The following is a 21,224-nucleotide window of genomic DNA, read 5'->3' as shown; positions in this document are numbered from 1 at the left end:
AGTACTTTGTATAAATAAGCAAGTTAAAGCTATTTTTAGGCATAAAAAAACCTAGATTTCTCTAGGTTTTTTTCCTTAATCTGACTATTAAGCAGATAAGTTAAAGAACATAGCAGCAATTAGGATAATTACACCTAATACAATTCGATACCACGCAAATACACGTAATGTATGACGCTCAACGAAGAGTACGAGTGCTTTTACAACCAATAAAGCAGCAATAAATGCCGCAACAAAACCCACTCCAATATTAACCATATTGTCTGAAGTCAACACATCAGCATTTTTAATTAGGTCAAATGTCGCTGCACCTAGCATGGTCGGCATTGCAAGGAAAAAAGAAAACTCTGTTGCAGCTTTACGAGACAAGCCTGCAAACATCCCGCCTACAATTGTCGCACCTGAACGAGAGGTTCCAGGAATCATCGCAACACATTGAGCCAGACCTACTAAAAGCGCCTGTTTAAACGTGATCTTGGTCGCATCATCTGTTTTATGTTCAAATTGTTTAGATTCAACCCAGAAAATAATAAGCGCGCCGACAATCAGAGCAATCGCAACTACAATTGGGCTAAATAAAACACTTTTAATAAAATCTACAGCTAAAACGCCAATAATCACTGCCGGGAAAAAAGCAATTAAGACACTAATGGCAAAATGGCGTGACTCGACATCACCACTAAAAAAACCTTTGATTAAGTTAATGATTTTCTGACGATATAACCAACACACTGCCAGAATAGCACCTAACTGGATCACTACTTCAAAGACACGACCACCATCTGAATGGAAATCGATAATATGACCAAATAAAATTAAATGACCAGTACTCGAAATAGGTAAAAATTCAGTTAAGCCTTCAACAAAGCCTAGAAACAGTGCTTTTATAACTTCAAAATTTTCCATAACTTGCTCAAAGAAAGTTAGTTAATCACTAGAACGACCTAAAATTTATTTTATTGCCACAGTTAGCCTTTTATTTAGCTCAACATGTGTTCAATATCAGATCATTTCTAGCATTTGTGGTTATTGCCTCTAGTGAAAGGCAGTTTATTTAAAGTGCGATAATGTATCACATCATAATGACAAACTTAGGTTAACTATCGTAAAAAGATAAAACTTGGTTAAAAATGGCCAAATTTTCTTTTGTTATAGATGAGTCTTTTACAATAGATGAGTTTAGAAAATCATCTTAAAAAGTCCTTAAAAAAACATGTTATTATTCCAATTAAATACAACTCATATCAAAAATTCAGACTGAATGAAAAATACCAAAATTAACGCACGTCATCTTATTATCGACCTCTTTCTTTCTTCCGCTTATCCTCAGCTCAGTATCAAACAAATTTTGGTTGCAGCTAAACTTTTTAACTTAAGTGAAAATGGTATTCGAGTTGCGACAACACGCTTGTTAAATGAAGGTATGATCCAGAGCGTAGAACGCGGAATCTATCAACTTTCTCCATCTGCAAAAGATTGGGCGAAAGTTATTCTCAATCGTAAAAATGGAATTAAACAAACTAAAGAATGGCAGCAGCATTATCTTGCCGTGTTTACAGGAACTTTAGGCCGCATAGATCGAACAGCACTAAAAAAACGGGAACGTGCACTTCGTCAATTTGGTTTTAAAGAGTTGGAAACTGGTATTTACATCCGCCCAGACAATTTAGCTTATAGCTTTGAAAAAACCTGTGATGAGCTTGTTTTAGCAGGGCTAGAGAAAGAAGCAAAAATTTGTATTATTCAGCATGTCGACTCAACAACACTTAAGCAAATTTTTTCTTTATGGGATACCAAACAACTCGAAAAAAATTATGAAATGTATAGCCGAGATATTACACACTGGCTTGAAAATTATGCTCATTCCCCTTTAAACGATGCAGCAGTCAAGGCACTTCTTTTAGGAAGGGAAACAATTGCCTTACTCATGAATGACCCATTATTACCCGCGCCATTTGTAAATGAATCTGCTCGTAATCAATTTGCTCAAGATGTACAGCAACTAGATGCAATTGGCCAAAAACTTTGGAAAAAAATATATGAACAGGAATTAAATTTATAGCCATCTGATTTATTTTTTTACAAACAAATATTTCACTTTTTAAATTTTTATGACTATATTTGTAATATAAAATATGGATACCAAACTCTAATTTGGGAGAATAAAAATGAATGCACAGGTGAGTGTTACCGATCTATTTAGCAGAGAAGAAATACAAGAGCTTACAGAACCTTCAGATGCATATGGCGCTTGGGCCGTTGTTAGCACATGGGCTGTTATTGGAGGAACATTTGCCAGCTTAATTATGATGTGGGATTACTTACCGAGTTGGGGGAAATTATTAGCATGTATGCTTGCTCTAGCTGTTTTAGCTGGCCGTCAGTTATGCCTCGCAATTTTAATGCACGATGCATCCCATAAAAGTTTATTCAAAAATAAGAAAATAAATGATTTCGTTGGAGAGTGGCTATGTGCCCGCCCAATCTGGAACGACCTACAAAAATATCGTGTACACCATGTTCGTCATCACGCAAAAACATCTACACCAGATGACCCAGATCTTTCTTTAGTTGCAGGCTTTCCTGTCAGTAAACAATCTCTTACTCGTAAATTCTTACGCGACTTAACTGGTATAACAGGATTAAAGTTTAGCTTAGGCCGTGTGTTGATGGACCTTGATGTCATGAAATGGACTGTAGCCAATGATCAAATCTGGTTAGACCGCAGTGATAAAAATTTCGTTGAATATGCAAAGAGTATTGCAAAAAACAGTACAGGCGCTATTGCAACCAACCTAGTACTTTATGGTGTTTTAAAAGCTTGTGGTCAACAACGTTTTTATTGGTTATGGCCTTTGGCTTATTTGACACCATTTCCATTATTTTTAAGAATTCGTTCAATGGCAGAACATGCAGGTATGCAAACCAGCAATACTGCTTTAACTAACACTCGTACCACACGTGCAGGTTGGATTGCGAGAAGCTTTGTGGCCCCTATTCATGTCAATTACCATATGGAACATCATTTAATGGCGTCTGTTCCATATTTTAAATTACCGCGTATGCACAAAATATTAAGAGAACGTGGGCATGTGCCCACTCCACCGAGCTATTTTGAAGTAATTCATACACTTTCATCAAAACAAGAGTTAACAAATTAAAATAGGGTTAGAAGACCACTTTCAAATTTGTGGTCTTCTTGATTATTCACTTATATCTAAATTTTTTAGTTTTAACTGAGTTTGATAATACTTCGGTGTTACACCCATCCAGCGCTTAAATGCACGAGTGAAATGGGGTGTATCGGCATAGCCTAAACTTAATGCCACAGCTTCAATTGACATTGAACTATTTTGCAAAAGATCTTGTGCATATTGCTTTCGAGTTAAATCAACTAATGCTGAGAAACTTGTATTCTCTATTGCCAAATACCGCTGTAGGCTACGTTCTGACATATTCATCATTTGGGCAACTTGCTTAACTTTTAATATTTCCCCCTGACTATTGATCAATAATTTTTTTATTACTTGGCTAATTTCTGCTTTCCATCCACTTCGTAACTTCAATTTATCAATATCTTTTTTACACTGTGCTTTCAGTAAAGGTGCCAGCATAGGATCAGCCGTGAGTACAGGCTGCATTAAATATTCTTTTGGAAAAATCCAAATATTATATTTTTGATCAAATAAACAACTTACGCCTAATTTATCTTTTATTTTTGAAAAACCTAGTGGTTCGGGCATATTCAATTGCACTGTACCTAAAGAAGATAACCCTGTTAGATGTTTTGCGATGTAAACAAAACCTAACAACAAAAAAATAGTCGCATCTGAACTTAATTGAAAACTTTTTAAAGGTTGATGAATAGACCAGTAAACATCGTCTTGCTCTTGCTTTAACTCAGGTTTAAAGGCATCACAACGCGAACCAATAAATTGTTCAAGTATTTTTAAAGCCTCTCCAAGATTTGCAGACACCATGGCCGCCATACCGACAGAACCATAACAAGAAGCTTTCATTTCCAATGCCAAATAACCTGCTAATGCTGGCTCATGAGTGAGTTGAATCGCATGCTCAAGTAAGTTATTTAAGATATTAAACTCAACATACCAATACGGTTTTTTTAATTGTTCCGGTGTTACTCCACTACCCTCTAAAAACTGCTCACAAGAGATACCTCTGCGCTTAACGATCTCAGCTAATAAATTAATATAAGTTCCGGGTAATTCTGGAGTCATGAGCGGCCCATTAGAAAGCGTAATTGTGGCGTTAAATGGTAAAAACTGTCAGTTCATGAACTATGCCATGCTTTTAAATTCAGGCATAGTCACTTAAGACAAACTGACTTAACTCTCCGACATTCCACTAAAAACTAATCTTATCTTTAAGAGTAAAGACACTATGAATATCCTGATTGTTCATGCTCATCCAGAACCTCTGTCTTTTACAACTTCCCTAAAAACGACAGCACAGCAAACCTTTAAAAAATTGGGCCATCAAGTAGAAATTTCCGATTTATATGCAATGCAGTTTAATCCTGTGGCCTCTAAGGAAGATTTTTTAGAACTCAATCAACCTGATTATTTTAACTATGCATTAGAACAGCGAAATGCCACAAAACAACAACTTTTGGCTACTGATATTCAAGCAGAAATTGACAAAGTAAAACGCGCAGATCTAATTATCTTGAACTTTCCACTTTATTGGACTTCTGTTCCAGCAATTTTAAAAGGCTGGATTGATCGTGTATTTGTCTCTGGACTTTTTTATGGGGGTAAGCGGTTTTACAACCATGGTGGCATGGCAGGTAAAAAAGCAATGCTCTGTTTAACACTCGGTGGTAGAACACATATGTTTGGGGAAAATTCTATTCACGGACCAATTGAACATTATCTATCACCGATTCAACGTGGTACTTTGGCTTATACTGGCTTTGAAGTTCTTCCTCCATTCATTGCCTACCATGTACCTTACATTAGCCAAGAAGCGCGTGAAACTATTCTTGAGGACTATGTCACGTATCTCACTCACCTTGACCAACTTGAACCTTTAAAATTTCCTAAACTTGAAGAATTTGATGAAAAGTTATATCCCCTCTAATGCTATGTTTTAAATCTAAAAGGCGCGATAACCGAATTCTTTTCTATTTCGGTTATCCCTTAAATAAAGCAAGCTTAAATCCAGCAATTAATTCCTCAAAAAATTTGACCAAATAGTAAAGAAAATACTCTCAATTTTTATTCAGCAAATAACAATATAAAACTGAATCAATAATATACATGTGTAGAGAAACTAGACTTATCCATTAAAAATGATGACCAATACTCATTTCATAATCAATCAATTCATATTTTTACAAAAAAATCTTTGACCATTTTTCTTGGATTTATGACAAAAATGTCATAAAAACAAGCAACTTTAATAATAGACAAAAAATATAAATATCAATTATTTAAATTAATTAAACAACAAAAATATTCCTTCATATTTCATTCATTATTGCCATTTTTTGTATAAAAAGTGAGTACTCTGCAGTTCATAGAACAGATTTACTCTTAGTGTAATTATGCTATTTTTGTTACATGGAGTTATCAATGCTTTGAAACTTGTAATTCAAAGCACTGAAGGCAACACAGTTTAAACGGTTTAACTCTGTTACTTTTAAAAAAATGTCTTGAAGTTCAAGGAAAGATTAAAAATGAAATTAAAACATCTGAGCACTGCAATGATTTTAGCAACGCTGCCTGCAACTGGGGTTTTTGCAGCAGCTTTAGATCGCTCTGGACAGTCAATGTCTGCGTTCTTCCAACCTGGTAATTACTTTGAAGCAGGTATTTCTGTTCTAGATCCTGATGTAGCTGGTAAAGAAGCTGGATCTAGTGCCACACGTCGTGATATTGGCGATATGGCGAATGACTACTACTTCCCAAGTGCTGCATTAAAATTACAAATTAATGACCAATTTTCTTTCGGTCTACTCTACGATCAACCATTTGGAGCAGATGCAGAATATTCAGGTAATAACGTATTCGTTTCGAATCCAGGCAGTGATACTATTTTAAGTCAAAAGGCATTAGGTGACTTAGCAACCAGTTCAATTCAGAAGTTAGTTCAAGCATCTGGATCAGCATTTACACCAGCTCTTATAGAGGTGACGAAGGTTACTGGCGGTGACCCTACAAAACCAACTCAAACAGAGATTTTAGGTGCATTACAACAAGTTGCTGCCGGAGGAAATACAACTGTAGGTGCAGGACTGACAGCACTACAAAAAACCCAAGCTGCTATTAACGCAGCAAATAATTATTTAGGTACTGGTGGAACTAAAGTTAAAGTTGATACACAAAACTTATCTTTTGTATTTGGTTATCAACCAACTAAAAACTTCAATTTCTACGCAGGTCCTGTATTACAAACAGTTAAAGGTAATGTAAGTTTACGAGGTCAAGCTTATAGTCTTTATAATGGTTATGATGCAAATATTAAAGAAACTACAGGTGCTGGTTGGTTAGCAGGTGCTGCTTATCAGATTCCTGAAATCGCACTTAGAGCCTCTGTAACTTATCGTTCTGAAATTGATCACAAAGTAAATATTGATGAAAATTTATCTATATTAAATTTCCCTGGTCTTACTTCAGTATTGGCTGGTTTAGACGTTCCAGCATCTAAACTTCAAGCAATTAATTCATCTGGTAAAACTACAATCACAACACCACAGTCTGTTAACCTTGATTTTCAGACAGGTATCATGGCGGATACAGTTGCGTTTGCCAATGTACGCTGGGTGAATTGGAAAGATTTCTCAATTCAACCATATAAATTTGGCAAAGTCTCAGAAGCTGTAGGTGGTCTTGTTGGGCGTCCAAATGGCTTCAACCTAGTTGAATATTCTGATGACCAATGGTCTGTGAACGCTGGTGTAGGCCGTAAACTTAATGATAAATGGGCTGGTAATGTTTCTGTAGGTTGGGACTCTGGTGCAGGTAATCCTGTAACAACATTAGGACCAACAGAAGGTTACTGGAACGTAGGTTTAGGTGTTCAATATAGCCCTACTCCACAAACTTTCATCGCTGGTGGCGTAAAATACTTCTGGTTGGGTGATGCCAAAGCTCAAACAGGCGCGCAAGCAGGTAGCGATGAATATGTTGCAGATTTCTCTGATAACAACGCTATCGCTTACGGTTTAAAACTTGGTTATAAATTCTAAGTTTCAAAAACTAATCTAAATAAAAAAGGCGCTTATAGCGCCTTTTTTATTGTGTATTTGTCCTTGCTTAAGCAGGAATATTGCGCTGTGAAACTGAACGGATTGCTTCTTTTAATGCATCATAACCATTGATTGCAGGAAACTGCGGAAACTCCGCAATAACATTTGCAGGCGCATCAAACAAGAAACCATGGTCGGCTTCACCAAGCATCGTTGTATCATTATATGAATCACCTGCTGCAATCACACGGAAATTCAAACCATGTAGTGCTTTAACCGACTCACGTTTTTGGTCAGGTTGGCGAAGTTTATAAGCGGTAATCATACCATTTTCATCTGTCTCTAATTTATGACAGAAAATTGTTGGCCAGCCTAATTGCTTCATTAAAGGATGAGCAAACTCATAGAAAGTATCCGACAAAATGACCAGTTGAAAATGATTGCTCACCCATTCAACAAACTCTTTTGCACCTGGTAGTGGCCCCATCTCGGCAATAACTTCTTGGATGTCTTTTAAGCCTAAACCGTGTTGTTTTAGAATATTCAGACGCTGAGTCATTAAAACATCATAATCCGGAATATCACGAGTTGTTGCTTCTAGTTCTTTAATCCCTGTTTTTTTTGCGAAATTGATCCAAATTTCAGGAACTAAAACTCCCTCAAGATCTAGGCATACGATTTCCATGAATGCTTCCAACGTTGGTTAAAAATTGCTGTATCATACCATTAAGATTTTCAGTTTTGCGTTGTTATTGATCAAATCAATTTTATTCATAAGGATCGAAATTAAAGTGCTAAGCAATTTATTCACTATCCTTTAGAATATTTTTCATAACTCAATGCGCCCAAGCCTTTTGCCAGGAACACCCATGACCGTTATTCCGACTATTGATATCGTTGATGCTCTCGCGGCTGAATATGCAGCTAAAAGTCCGCGCGAGATTCTAGAACTTGCATTAAGCCAACAAGGTGAGATCGCAATTTCGTTCTCTGGAGCAGAAGATGTAGTCTTAATTGATATGGCTTCACGTTTAGGTAAACCTTTCCGTGTTTTTAGTCTTGATACAGGCCGTCTACACCCTGAAACTTATCAATTTATTGAAACTGTTCGTAAGCACTACAATATTAATATCGAGATTTGTTTCCCTGATGCGGAAGCTGTGCAAAGCATGGTGAATGAAAAAGGCTTATTTAGTTTCTTTAAAGATGGACATCAAGAATGCTGTGGCATTCGAAAAGTTCAACCTTTACGTAAGAAACTAGCGACCTTAGATGGCTGGATTACAGGTCAGCGTAAAGATCAGAGCCCTGGTACACGTACTGAAATTCCAGTGGTACAAGCTGATGCAGGCTTCTCTGGTCCGGGTAAGCAACTTATTAAGTATAATCCGCTTGCGAACTGGTCTAGCGCCGATGTGTGGAGTTATATCCGCATGATGGAAATTCCATATAACCCTCTACACGAGCGTGGTTTTGTTTCGATTGGTTGTGAGCCATGTACACGTCCAGTACTTCCAAATCAACATGAACGTGAAGGCCGTTGGTGGTGGGAAGAAGCAACACAAAAAGAATGTGGCTTACATGCAGGTAACTTGAAAAAATAGTTCGGTATAAAAAAACCACTGATGAATCAGTGGTTTTTTTTACAGTTACATCTCGTACACAAAGTCATATTTAATCTGTAATAAACGCTATATACTAAATTTACGGTTCTATAATTCTAATAAGAGCTCAGTTAAGGGCTTCTTAGAAAAAAGCATGAGGCACAACGAGTTATGCGTCCATTACACCCTATTGATTTTATTTTTCTATCACTAGAAAAAAGACAACAACCGATGCATGTTGGCGGATTGTTTTTATTTGAAATACCTGAAAATGCCCCTGAAACTTTCGTTCATGATTTAGTAGAAGAAATTCGCCAATCTAAAAGTATTCCTGTTCCACCCTTCAATAACCGTTTAAATGGTCTATTTTGGGATGAAGATGAAGAGTTCGATATCGACCACCATTTTCGCCATATTGCCTTGCCTCATCCTGGCCGGATTCGTGAATTACTGGTTTATATTTCCCAGCAGCACAGCTCTTTAATTGATCGTGCAAAACCACTTTGGACGTGTGACATTATTGAAGGGATTGAAGGCAATCGTTTCGCGATGTACTTTAAGATTCATCATGCCATGGTTGATGGTGTTGCAGGCATGCGCTTAATTGAGAAGTCGCTGTCAAAAACACCACAAGAAAAACATGTGGTTCCACTTTGGTGTGTAGAAAGTAAAAGAACAAAACGCTTAAAAGTACCAAAACCAAGTACAAGTAAGATCAAAAGTATTTTAGGTGGTATCAAATCACAACTTGAGGTGACCCCTAAAGTCATGCAGGAATTATCGCAAACCATTTTTAAAGAAATGGGTAAAAATCCTGATTACGTCTCTACCTTTCAGGCTCCTGTTTCGATTTTAAATCAACGTGTAAGTGCTTCACGTCGCTTTGCAGCCCAATCTTTTGAATTAAGCCGTCTTAGAAAAATTTCTAAAGCGCTTGGTGTAACGATCAATGACGTCGTACTTGCTGTGTGTTCTGGGGCATTACGTGAATATCTGATTAGCCACAACAGCCTGCCTAAAAAGCCTCTTATTGCCATGGTTCCTGCTTCCCTACGCACAGATGACTCTGACGTGAGTAATCGTATTACCATGATTTTGGCAAATTTAGGAACCCATAAAGACCAGCCTCTAGAGCGGCTCGAGATCATTCGTCGTAGTATGCAAAATTCAAAGCAACGCTTTAGCCGCATGACCGCGAATGAGATTTTAAACTATAGCGCTGTTGTTTATGGTCCAGCTGGACTTAACATTATGTCTGGGATGCTTCCTAAGCGTCAGGCATTCAATTTAGTGATTTCCAATGTACCTGGCCCACGTGAACCACTTTATTGGAATGGTGCAAAATTAGATGCACTCTACCCTGCTTCTATTGTCATGGACGGGCAAGCGCTCAATATTACAATGACAAGCTATCTGGATAAGCTTGAAGTAGGTTTAACAGCATGTCGAAATGCTTTACCTAAAATGCAAAACCTTTTAACGCATCTTGAAGATGAGATTCAACGGTTCGAAGAAATTATTGAAGAGAAACAGCTGAAACATCATTCAGCGAGTTAGGAAAAATTAAGGGGCTTTAAAATGGCCCCTTATTTTTTAATTGCGCGGCACTGGTTAAGCAACTGATGACATACTGAACGAATCATTGCAGTTGTGATTGGTACTTCTTTACCTTGGTCATTCAACATATAGCAGCTATTGACTGGCGTGCTTTCTAAAACATGTTTAAGACCGTTGCTAATTAAGTTTTCACTTACATTCATGGGTTATACCTCTTATTGTTTGCTAAGACGTTTAATAGGGAGAACGTCTAGGGCTACTGTATGTAAGTAGTATTTAAAATTCATGAATGAAAGTAAAATTTCAGTTGTAACAAGGATTAAGCGATATCTTGTTACAACTTTAACTTAAAATGATATCGTATTGCTCTTGCGTATATAAATTTTCGACCTGAAATTTAATAACTCTGTTGATAAAATGCTCTAAATCCGCCACTGCAGGTGCTTCTGCTGTTAATAATCGGTCAATCACAGATGGATGAGCAACGACAGTAAAGCCACTCGTAGACTCAAATGCACGGGTGTAGCGTAATATCTCTCGAAATATTTCGTAACACACTGTCTCTGCAGTTTTGACAAAACCACGTCCCTGACACGTTGGACACGATTCACATAACAAGTGTTCTAATGATTCACGTGTACGTTTACGTGTCATTTCTACCAGACCAAGTTCAGAAACCTGTGTGATTTTGGTCTTGGCATGATCACGTTCAAGCATTTTTTCAAATTGACGCATCACTTCTTCACGATGAATCGCTTCTTGCATGTCAATAAAATCAATAATGATAATGCCGCCTAGATTTCGTAGTCTAAGCTGACGCGCAATCACCTGAGTCGCTTCCATGTTGGTCTTAAAGACAGTGTCTTCAAGGCTACGGCCACCGACATAAGAGCCTGTATTGACATCTATTGTGGTCATCGCCTCAGTCTGGTCAATCATTAAATAACCGCCAGACTTTAAAGCAACGCGTGTTTGCAGCGCTTTTTGGATATCTTCTTCAACGTTGTAAAGATCAAATAATGGACGCTCACCCGGGTAATGAATCAGGCGACTTTGCATATTCGGAACAAACTCATCTACAAACTCACGCAGTTTTCCATGAATCTCTCTCGAATCGACATAAATCTTTGCGGTTTCTTCACTTGCCAGATCACGGATAATTCGTTGCGGTAGCGGTAGTTCCTCAAAAATTAAGGAAGGTACTGCCACATCAACTTGCTTACGCTGAATATATTCCCATAACTTACTGAGGTAGCACATATCTTGTGCAATTTCGGCTTCATCTACCCCTTCAGCAGCAGTACGAACAATTACGCTACCGGGTAAATTATGCTCCGCCTGAATGCTCTCAATAATATTACGTAGCCGATCACGCTCTTCTTCAGACTCAATGCGCTGAGAAACACCAATATGGTTACCATATGGCATAAGAACTAAATAGCGAGAAGGAATTGAAAGATCTGTGCTCAGGCGAGCGCCTTTAGTACCGAGCATATCTTTCATCACCTGAACGGTAAGAATCTGCCCTGGATGAAGTAGTTCAAACACATTTGGAGTTGGCTGTGAACGTGGCCAAACCATATCATTAATATGCAAAAAGGCCGTTCTGGATAAACCGATATCAACAAAGGCTGCTTGCATACCCGGAAGCACACGTACAACTTTACCTTTGTAGATATTGCCGACAAGTCCACGTTTAACTGTACGTTCAACATACAGCTCATTAACAGTTCCATTTTCGATTAATGCCACCCGACACTCCATAGGTGTGACATTAATAAGTAGTTCTTCTGACATACATAAACTCAAAGCATTATAAAATTTTTATTAAAGAGTCAGAGGGACTGTTAATGCAGCTTTGTCCATTGTTCATCGACAATGCAATTCAATCAAGAATTATCAACAACCCCTTATGTCTTCACTCTTTTGAATAACTGTGAAAATTCGTACAAAGGAAGCCCTACCACATTACTATAACTTCCTTGAATTTTGGGAATATATTGTGAAGCAATTCCTTGAATTGCATATGCACCAGCCTTCCCTACAGGTTCTCCTGTGGCCCAGTAATATTCCATATCTTGCGTAGTTAGAGATGCAAACTCAACTTGGGTCTGCACCACCTGACTTAAGATTTGTTGCTGTGTTGCAATACAAATTCCGGAAAATACATCATGCCAACGACCAGATAATTGTTTCCAGATGTCAAAGGCATGCTGCTTTGAGTCAGGTTTACCAATAATCTGACCATCCAGCCCAAGGCTCGTATCTGCTGCAATAATCACTGAATCTGGAAAAATGTTTAATACAGCTTGGGCTTTTTCTCTCGCTAACCGCTCTACATATTGGTGAACCAGCTCACCTTCATGAACAGATTCATCAATATCAGGGCTATAGATTTCAAAATTTAAGCCCAGTTGTTGCAACAACTCTCTCCGACGCGGAGAACTAGAAGCTAAAACTAAATGCGCCATTTTGCTAAACAATAATAGACAACAGGCCAGGTTAAGATACTTGTCATTAATGGTTGCCAATGTCGAGCAATCGAAAAATGAATGCCCCCCATCGTTTGAGTCACCCACATAAACGCTAAGTGAGCAATAATCACCAATGTAGCAATTGTCCATAAATTACCAAAAGTCAAAATACGGCGTTCGCGTATTAAAAATCGGGTAATAAACGTGACAATAACAAAACTCAGTGCATTTAATCCTAAAGGTGCATCAAGCAATAGATCTGTAAAAATCCCCATACCAAATGCGAACCACACCCCACACCATGTTGGCTGGCAAACAACCCAAAACAACATGATCATAAGCATGAACAATGGTCGCCAGCCCGAGATGTCGTAAGATAGTGGATAGATCATGAGGACAGATCCCACGATTATAGAGAGAATAATTCCCCATAATGGATCTTTACGCTTCTCACGTTTCAACTTAGCGATCGGCATATGGTTGCTCCTTCGCTAATGAGTCAGAGAAAAGTACAACAACATGATGACCAGTTGCTAATTGTGCTGCTGGTGTAACATCAATTTCAGCAAACTCACCTGAATTATGGCGACGGATTTTAGCCACCGTACCCACGGCATAACCTGCTGGAAAATGCTCACCTAAGCCTGAACTTAATACTTTATCGCCGACCTGAATATTTGCACTCGTTGGCACATATTCCATTTTCAAACGACCTAAATCACCAGTACCCGAGACAATTGCACGCATACCTGTACGCTCTAAACGAACAGATAGAGAATGCTCTTTGTCAGAAAGCAGCATCACACGTGAACTATGAGGATATACATTGATAATTTGCCCCATAATCCCTTTATCATCCAGAACCGTTTGACCAACTTTAAGATGATCCATTGCACCACGGTTGATAATGATAATGTGACGAAGCGGATCGGCATCTGTCCCAATCACTTCCGCAATTTCCATACGACCATCAATAATTAATGGTGTATCGAGTAAACCACGTAAGCGGGTATTTTCAGCAGATAATTCAGACAGCTTCTGCAAGCGGACCTGAGCCTGTAATAGCTCAGCCTGCATTGCAGTGTTTTCACGGCGCAGTTGTGTTTCAGATTTAGTTTGTTGATTCAGCCATTCTCTCGACAGTACCGGATAACTCGCAAGTGCATAAATTGGATTATATGCAGCGTACAAGACATCCCTTGCTGGCTGAATTACATAAGGCATGCGCCAATCAAAGAACAGCACCACCAAGCATGTAATGACCGCAATAATGAACGAGCGGAAAGATGGCGGCTGTCTTGAAAAAATATTCGGTTGCACCGCCTAATCCTTAAACTTAACCGACGAAAAGCATGTCATGGTTCGGGTTGTCGAAGAATTCCAATACTTTACCACCACCACGGGTTACACAAGTAAGAGGGTCTTCAGCAACAACAACTGGTAAACCGGTTTCTTGAGCTAATAATTTATCAAGGTTACGAAGTAACGCTCCACCACCTGTCAACACAATACCGCGCTCAGCAATATCAGAAGAAAGTTCAGGAGGAGTTTGTTCAAGTGCAGATTTCACCGCGCTTACAATACTTTGTAACGGGTCAGAAATTGCTTGAGTAATTTCGTCAGAAGTTACGGTAATTGCACGAGGTACACCTTCTGCGAGGTTACGGCCACGTACTTCAATTTCTAATGTCGTACCATCAGAAACAGCCATACCAACTTCTTTTTTAATAATTTCAGCTGTGGTTTCACCAATTACGCAACCGTGAGCTTTACGAACATAATTGATAATTTGCTCATCAAATACATCGCCACCAATACGTAAAGAATCAGCATAGACACAACCTTGCAATGAAATAATTGCAATTTCAGTTGTACCACCACCAACATCCACAACCATAGAACCACATGCTTGCTCAACTGGCATGCCAGCACCAATTGCAGCAGCCATTGGCTCTTCAATTAAGCGTACATCACGAGCACCCGCATTAAATACGGCTTCGCGAATTGCACGGCGCTCGACCAAAGTTGATTTACATGGTACACATACAACTACACGAGGTGCAGGTGGGAACAAACGTTTTTCGTGAACTTTACCAATAAACTGATTCAACATGGTTTCAGTCACTTCAAAATCTGCAATTACACCGTCTTTCATTGGACGAATTGCAGAAATATTCGCAGGTGTACGGCCTAGCATTTGCTTAGCATCTAGACCTACAGCAGCAACAATTTTTTGTGAACCACTGTGACGAATTGCCACAACTGTTGGTTCATTTAATATAATGCCGCGGCCTGGTGCATAAATAAGTGTATTTGCTGTACCTAAATCAATGGCTAGATCCGGCGAAAACAAGCCAATTAGTCGTTTTAGAATCACGGTTCGTTCTCAGTTAAACTTTCATGTGGATGCAAGGTGGCAACTTTAAACTAAATGTGATGATTTGAACAAGTCAATCGCTTATTATAACGCACGATATTTTGAAAATTTTTAATACTGATTAGGTGATGTTATGTCTACATCGGATGCACAGCATTCAGCAGATTTAAATGCACAAACAGTTTCAGCAATCGCCAATCTTGCTCGATTGTCGCTCAATGATACGCAATCTGCTGAATATGCTCAAAGTCTAAATAAAATTTTAGGCATGATGGAAACCTTAAAAGGCATTGATACGGAAGGCGTAGAACCTTTAAAGAGTCCTTTTGACAATCCTCAACCTTTACGTGCTGATGTGGTAACTGAAAGCAATCATCGGGACGAATACCAAGCAGTTGCACCTGCAACTCAAGATGGTTTGTATCTTGTTCCTCGCGTGATTGAATAACTTTTAATCAATTAACCCATCTTCCCTATTTTGAATGTAAAGAAATTTTACTCATGACTGATTTACATCGCTTATCAATTCGCGAACTTGCTGAAGGCTTAAGCCAAGCGAAGTTTTCATCTCGCGAATTGACTGAACATTATTTAAAACGTATTGCTAAAATCGATCCGCAAGTTAAGAGCTATGTGACGGTTACTCCAGAACAGGCACTTCGCGAAGCCGATGCTGCCGATGCCGCATTAAAAGCTGGCAATGCAACTGCTTTAACGGGTATTCCTCTTGCCCACAAAGACATCTTTTGTACCAAAGGTATTAAAACCACTGCTGGTTCAAAAATGCTCGATAACTTCATTTCACCTTACGATGCAACCGTTGTTGAAAAAACTAAAGCAGCTGGTCTAGTTACTTTAGGTAAAGTGAACATGGATGAGTTTGCGATGGGCTCAACTTCTGAGAGTTCATATGTCGGTGCAACGAGCAACCCTTGGGCACTTGACCATGTTCCTGGCGGTTCATCTGGTGGTTCTGCTGCGGCTGTAGCGGCTGATTTAGCACCATTTGCTACAGGTACCGATACAGGTGGCTCAATTCGCCAACCTGCTTCTTTCTGTGGTTTAACAGGCTTAAAACCAACTTATGGTCGTGTATCTCGTTTCGGGATCATTGCTTATGCATCATCATTAGACCAAGCAGGCCCAATGGCACACTCTGCTGAAGACTGTGCTTACCTAATGAATGTAATTGCAGGTCACGATGCTAAAGACTCAACTTCGGTTAAAAAAGAAGTCGATGATTACGTTGCAAACCTGAATAACACATCTGTAAAAGGCTTACGCATTGGTATTCCTAAACAATACTTTAACGTTGCAGGTTTAGATGCTGACGTAAAAGCACGTGTTGAAGAGTCTTTGAAAAAGCTTGAAGAAATGGGCGCAGCGCTTGTTGAGATCGACCTCAACATGACTGAAGCGTATGTACCAACGTATTATCTCATCGCGCCAGCGGAAGCATCTTCTAACTTGTCACGTTATGACGGTGTTCGCTACGGTTACCGCTGTGAAAACCCAGCTGACTTGATGGATCTTTACAAACGTTCACGTTCAGAAGGTTTCGGTCCAGAAGTTCAACGCCGTATTTTAATTGGTACATACGCGCTTTCTGCGGGTTATTACGATGCTTACTATGTAAAAGCACAAAAAGTTCGTCGTTTAATTCAACAAGACTTCTTAAAAGCTTTTGAAAATGTAGATGTAATTGCAGCACCTGCTGCACCAACAACTGCCTACAAAATCGGTGCATCTTTAGACCCTGTTGAAATGTACTTAGGCGATATCTATACCATCGCAGTGAACTTAGCGGGCTTGCCAGCGATTAATGCTCCTGTTGGTTTTGATAAAGATAACTTACCAGTAGGTTTACAGTTAATCGGTAATTACTGGTCAGAATCACAATTGTTGTCGATTGTTCACCAATACCAACAAAACACTGACTGGCACACCAAACGTGCGGCAATTGCTGAGGAGAATGCATAATGGCTGAAGCTCAAAAGTTGAAATTGATTGACGGTTGGGAAGTCGTTATTGGTATTGAGATTCATACTCAGCTTGCAACCAATTCTAAAATTTTCTCAGGTTCATCAACTGAATTTGGTCAAGATCCAAATACACAAGCGAGCCTTGTAGACTTGGCGATGCCGGGTGTATTGCCGGTTTTAAATGAAAAAGTGGTTGAACTCGCAATTCGTTTTGGTTTAGGGATTGATGCTTACATCGACCAAGCTTCAGTATTTGCACGTAAAAACTACTTCTATCCTGACTCTCCAAAAGGCTACCAAATTAGCCAAATGGACAATCCGATTGTGGGCTTGGGCCATATCGACATTCAACTTGAAGATGGTACGACTAAACGCATTGGCGTAACTCGTGCTCACCTTGAAGAAGATGCGGGTAAGTCTGTACACGACCAATTTGAAGGTATGTCTGGTATTGACTTAAACCGTGCTGGTACACCTTTGCTTGAAATCGTTTCTGAACCAGATATGCGTTCGGTTGAAGAAGCAGTTGCCTACATCAAAGCAATTCATACACTAGTACGTTGGTTAGGTATTTCTGACGGTAACATGGCTGAAGGTTCATTCCGTGCGGACTGTAACGTATCTTTACGTCGTCCGGGACAGCCGTTTGGTACACGCTGTGAGCTCAAAAACCTCAACTCATTCCGTTTCATTGAGCAAGCGATCAATGTAGAAATTGAACGCCAAATGGAAATTTTGGAATGGGGCGGCGAAATTGATCAAGAAACTCGTTTGTTCGATCCAAATAAAATGGAAACGCGTTCTATGCGTTCTAAAGAAGAAGCGAATGACTACCGCTACTTCCCTGATCCAGACTTGTTACCAGTAATTATTCCAGATGAGCAAATTGAGGCCATCAAAGCAACTATGCCTGAGTTGCCAGCAGCACGCCGTGCACGCTTTATTGCAGTCTTTGGTGTAACTGAATACGACGCACACGTACTTACGCTCTCACGCGAAATGGCGGACTTCTATGAAGCTGTTGTCGCTGCGGCTGGTGGTGCGAAGCAAGGTAAAATTGCTGCAAACTGGGTAATGGGTGAATTCTCTGGTGCTTTAAACAAAGCGGGCCTAGAGTTAACAGATTCACCTGTTTCTGCTGAACAGCTTGGCGGCATGATTGCGCGTATTGTTGACAACACCATTAGCGGTAAAATTGCTAAACAAGTCTTTGGCTTTATGTGGGAATCGGAAGGTAAATCTGCCGATGACATTATTGCGGAAAAAGGCTTAAAGCAAGAAACTGACACGGGTGCAATTGAAGCAATCATTAAAGAAGTACTTGCAGCCAATGAAAAAATGGTTGAAGAATACAAATCTGGTAAAGAAAAAGCCTTTAACGGTCTTGTTGGTCAAGTCATGAAAGCCTCTAAGGGTAAAGCTAACCCTGCACAAGTAAATGAATTAATGAAAAAATTGATTGGTTAAGCCAATCTAGCCTTTAGAAAAACCCGCTTTAGAGCGGGTTTTTATCTATTTTAAAATGCAATGAATCCACAATAGTTTTAAGCTAAAAATATGTTGATAGGTTATCTATGACAAATAAACTAATCCTTATTAATTATTAATATTATTTCTAAGATTTCAAGAATTAAAAAATATAACTAGAAAAAACTTACAATATAACTAAAATAAAATATCATTATTTTAAAATTCCCATACTTAACCCAAGAGAATTAATTATGCAAAAAAAGACATACAAAAAAATAAAGGATATTCTTTTATCTATGCAGGCTACTATTAAAGATGAAACGCACAACACAAGCATATTTTTGGAAGAATTTTACTTTAAAACAAAAATATTTAATACTGACGATGTAATTTCTAGCATAAAAAAAATGGGGTTTCTAAGACCTTCAACTTATGATTATGAAACCAAAAATTTAAGAAAAATAATTAAAACCCTTTTAGATGATGAGAAATTTACAACACATAATTCATATCTTTCCAGTATGCTGCACTTATGTGAAATCTCAAAAGATATTAAATATATAAATAAATTAGTAAACCACTATATTTATTTACAACCTAGTTTAGTAAAAACACTAACTGCTTATGCAGACAATTTTTTCTATGAGTACAAATTTAATTCAGCATACGAGATAAAATTAGAAGCTTTCTCCCACCTCATTATTTTATGTAGAAATATAAAAAGTACTAGTGAAAAAGATATTATTAAAATACATGAATTACCACCAAATGAGTTAGAATCAATTATAGATTTAGCATCTAAAATAGTTTATTTTAAGAAAATGGAAATAAAAGTTGACTTTTTTCATTACAAAATCAATAAAGAAAATAAAAAAACCTACTCCATAGATAATATTGATTTTGAAAAATCTATAACATTTTCCTATCTAAAATATGATTTAAAAAGAACGACAGTATTTAATGATTTTTTAAATATCAAAAATAATCGTCCCACTTTAAATGAAGTTTTAGATCAAGTATGTGATACATTAATTAATCTAAAATCTTATGAAATCAGAAATGAACCTTTCATACGATTATGTCCCAAATTTTCGCTTAACCCTATTTTTTTAGATTTATTAAACACAGATTCAATTTTCCTAGAAGAAATCTCTCAACTTTATCTTATTTTTAATGAAAATTTCCTTAATCAAAATGACCTAGAACAAAAAATAGTAGATGATTTTACTGTTTTAGATTTCTTAAAGTTACAAAGATTCTTTTTGCTTCTAAGTAAGTTCTATAGAGAAATAATAAAAAATGAAAAAATAAAAAATAAAGATTTTATATTAAGATCTTCTTCAATTCCTCTATTTCATGAAAAAGACTTTGAAAGATTAATTAATCAAATTTTTTTAAAAAGTAATAAAAATTTCTATAATTTATTTATCAATCATATCAGCGAAGACTTTTATAAAATTAAAGATTTCTATGATCTACAATATTCACCAGCATTAAAGTTTGGAAAAAGTATTATTGTATCACCTACAATTTTAAGTAGATCAAATATTATTAGAAACGTATTATGGAGAAACAACATAAACTTATCAATACAAAATAAAAATGACAAAATGATTGAAACTATTGAAAACGAATTAAAATCCGTAGGTTTCACAGTATTTACTGAGGTAAAATTTGGAAAATATGATATTGATATTCTGGCAAAATTAGATAATGAAGTATTTATTTTTGAGTGTAAAAACTCGTACCACCCTGCAAATGAATATGAGTTAAGAAACTCATTTGAACATTTGGTTAAAGCAGAAAAACAGTTAGAAAATTTAGAAAAAATGCTTAAAGACCCTACGACAAGAAAAAATTTAGCTAAAAAATTACAAATCTCTCTTTACAAATGTAATTTTAATTTTTCAATAGTATCATCAAACAGACTATTTAATGGCCTGAAAGTAAAAAGCTACACTTGTTTAAACGCCCAAGAACTAATAAATTGCATTTCTGGCGGCTCTTTAAGGATAGATAAAAATGTATATAGGTTCTGGGAAACTGACAACTTCTCTGTTCAAGAATTAAAAAAGTATACTAGCGGAAAACTAATAATTGATTATTTTTCCCTTGCACATGAAGTAGTAATAAAAGTTGACTTAAAAAATCTTTTAATTTTAGAGAAATCTTTTGGATATTCTCTAGAAGAAATTAAATCTTTTATTGAAGATAGATATCCTCTAATTGAAGAGTCACTATCCTCTTAACATACCCAATTTATTCAAAACTTCTGGTATTAAAAACGTTGTCATCAATTTATTTAAGTGGATAGAGAGCGATGTACTTTGCAAATGTTATTTAAGTGCTAGCGCACTTTGACCTAACTATTAATTCGTACCTTGATCTATCTACTGAAATTCTCTTAAGTACCATAAATACTTCAGCCTAAATCACAATTAATTGATTAATTTCATCAGCTAACTCAACAAAAAGCCTCGATTTATCGGGGCTTTTTTATACCACTTATGAAATTTCTTCGACTAAAGAATGCGCTTTTTTCTGAAAAAT

Annotated in this window: 19 protein-coding genes; 10 read left to right on the top strand and 9 right to left on the bottom strand. The window is 37.5% G+C overall.

All coding sequences use genetic code 11. The features are described 5' to 3' along the window. Positions 1-87: 87 nt before the first annotated feature. Complete coding sequence (locus tag NQ782_RS14350) at positions 88-906, bottom strand: undecaprenyl-diphosphate phosphatase (RefSeq protein WP_000426931.1); 819 nt, start codon at positions 904-906, stop codon at positions 88-90. 355 nt (positions 907-1,261) lie between these two features. Between NQ782_RS14350 and NQ782_RS14345 the strand changes: the two genes are divergently transcribed. Next, positions 1,262-2,062 carry a PaaX family transcriptional regulator C-terminal domain-containing protein gene (locus NQ782_RS14345; protein ID WP_000799166.1) on the top strand — a complete coding sequence of 267 codons (801 nt, stop codon included), beginning with the start codon at positions 1,262-1,264 and terminating at the stop codon, positions 2,060-2,062. Between the two features lie 106 nt (positions 2,063-2,168). Continuing rightward, entirely contained in the window at positions 2,169-3,161 is a 993-nt protein-coding gene (locus NQ782_RS14340; protein WP_000993894.1) for a fatty acid desaturase family protein, read from the top strand. Positions 3,162-3,203: 42 nt separating this feature from the next. On the opposite strand, the gene NQ782_RS14335 is transcribed toward NQ782_RS14340, so the two are convergent. After that, positions 3,204-4,238, bottom strand: coding sequence for an AraC family transcriptional regulator (locus NQ782_RS14335; protein ID WP_039209114.1), 1,035 nt, complete (start codon positions 4,236-4,238; stop codon positions 3,204-3,206). A 163-nt stretch (positions 4,239-4,401) separates the two neighbouring features. Here NQ782_RS14335 and NQ782_RS14330 point away from each other — a divergent pair, with 163 nt between their 5' ends. Further along, the gene (locus NQ782_RS14330; protein ID WP_001023281.1) at positions 4,402-5,100 is read left to right on the top strand and encodes an NAD(P)H-dependent oxidoreductase; all 699 of its coding nucleotides are present in this window, start codon (positions 4,402-4,404) and stop codon (positions 5,098-5,100) included. A 598-nt stretch (positions 5,101-5,698) separates the two neighbouring features. Further along, a complete protein-coding gene (locus NQ782_RS14325) occupies positions 5,699-7,210 on the top strand; it encodes an OmpP1/FadL family transporter (protein WP_000768259.1) in 1,512 nt (503 codons plus the stop codon). Between the two features lie 67 nt (positions 7,211-7,277). On the opposite strand, the gene thrH is transcribed toward NQ782_RS14325, so the two are convergent. Next, the gene (gene thrH, locus NQ782_RS14320) at positions 7,278-7,895 is read right to left on the bottom strand and encodes a bifunctional phosphoserine phosphatase/homoserine phosphotransferase ThrH (RefSeq protein ID WP_000406996.1); all 618 of its coding nucleotides are present in this window, start codon (positions 7,893-7,895) and stop codon (positions 7,278-7,280) included. A gap of 184 nt (positions 7,896-8,079) precedes the next feature. On the opposite strand from thrH, the gene NQ782_RS14315 reads away from it, so the two are divergent. Further along, on the top strand, positions 8,080-8,814 hold the full coding sequence (locus tag NQ782_RS14315; protein WP_000216076.1) for a phosphoadenylyl-sulfate reductase: 735 nt from the start codon (positions 8,080-8,082) through the stop codon (positions 8,812-8,814). Between the two features lie 171 nt (positions 8,815-8,985). Continuing rightward, entirely contained in the window at positions 8,986-10,371 is a 1,386-nt protein-coding gene (locus NQ782_RS14310; RefSeq protein WP_001247585.1) for a wax ester/triacylglycerol synthase family O-acyltransferase, read from the top strand. A 29-nt stretch (positions 10,372-10,400) separates the two neighbouring features. Here the strand turns inward: NQ782_RS14310 and NQ782_RS14305 are convergent, their stop codons facing one another. The 6 genes from NQ782_RS14305 to NQ782_RS14280 form a co-directional block, all read right to left on the bottom strand. After that, a complete protein-coding gene (locus NQ782_RS14305) occupies positions 10,401-10,574 on the bottom strand; it encodes a PA1571 family protein (RefSeq protein ID WP_001103036.1) in 174 nt (57 codons plus the stop codon). A gap of 139 nt (positions 10,575-10,713) precedes the next feature. Beyond that, the gene (rng, locus tag NQ782_RS14300) at positions 10,714-12,168 is read right to left on the bottom strand and encodes a ribonuclease G (RefSeq protein ID WP_001288187.1); all 1,455 of its coding nucleotides are present in this window, start codon (positions 12,166-12,168) and stop codon (positions 10,714-10,716) included. Between the two features lie 113 nt (positions 12,169-12,281). After that, positions 12,282-12,842: a Maf-like protein gene (locus NQ782_RS14295; protein WP_024432720.1), complete on the bottom strand. Its 561-nt coding sequence runs from the start codon at positions 12,840-12,842 to the stop codon at positions 12,282-12,284. Further along, entirely contained in the window at positions 12,830-13,321 is a 492-nt protein-coding gene (gene mreD, locus NQ782_RS14290; protein ID WP_001121008.1) for a rod shape-determining protein MreD, read from the bottom strand. Before mreD ends, NQ782_RS14295 begins: the two co-directional genes overlap by 13 nt. Next, entirely contained in the window at positions 13,308-14,165 is an 858-nt protein-coding gene (gene mreC / locus NQ782_RS14285; protein WP_001182997.1) for a rod shape-determining protein MreC, read from the bottom strand. Before mreC ends, mreD begins: the two co-directional genes overlap by 14 nt. A gap of 16 nt (positions 14,166-14,181) precedes the next feature. Beyond that, positions 14,182-15,222, bottom strand: a complete 1,041-nt coding sequence (locus NQ782_RS14280) for a rod shape-determining protein (RefSeq protein WP_000601379.1) — start codon at positions 15,220-15,222, stop codon at positions 14,182-14,184. A gap of 133 nt (positions 15,223-15,355) precedes the next feature. Here NQ782_RS14280 and gatC point away from each other — a divergent pair, with 133 nt between their 5' ends. The 4 genes from gatC (at position 15,356) to NQ782_RS14260 (ending at position 20,923) form a co-directional block, all read left to right on the top strand. After that, entirely contained in the window at positions 15,356-15,670 is a 315-nt protein-coding gene (gene gatC / locus NQ782_RS14275; RefSeq protein ID WP_000107699.1) for an Asp-tRNA(Asn)/Glu-tRNA(Gln) amidotransferase subunit GatC, read from the top strand. A gap of 53 nt (positions 15,671-15,723) precedes the next feature. Further along, positions 15,724-17,202, top strand: coding sequence for an Asp-tRNA(Asn)/Glu-tRNA(Gln) amidotransferase subunit GatA (gene gatA, locus NQ782_RS14270; protein ID WP_057093903.1), 1,479 nt, complete (start codon positions 15,724-15,726; stop codon positions 17,200-17,202). Next, the gene (gatB, locus tag NQ782_RS14265; RefSeq protein ID WP_039209126.1) at positions 17,202-18,671 is read left to right on the top strand and encodes an Asp-tRNA(Asn)/Glu-tRNA(Gln) amidotransferase subunit GatB; all 1,470 of its coding nucleotides are present in this window, start codon (positions 17,202-17,204) and stop codon (positions 18,669-18,671) included. The genes gatA and gatB overlap by 1 nt, the downstream gene beginning before the upstream one ends. Positions 18,672-18,925: 254 nt before the next feature. After that, positions 18,926-20,923 (top strand): hypothetical protein, encoded by a 1,998-nt coding sequence (locus tag NQ782_RS14260; protein ID WP_086231161.1) that lies wholly within the window; start codon positions 18,926-18,928, stop codon positions 20,921-20,923. Positions 20,924-21,224 lie beyond the last annotated feature (301 nt).

This window comes from Acinetobacter sp. BD54 (genome assembly GCF_044778325.1).
GTDB lineage: Bacteria > Pseudomonadota > Gammaproteobacteria > Pseudomonadales > Moraxellaceae > Acinetobacter > Acinetobacter baumannii.
This window is presented reverse-complemented; position numbering and strand designations above follow the sequence as displayed.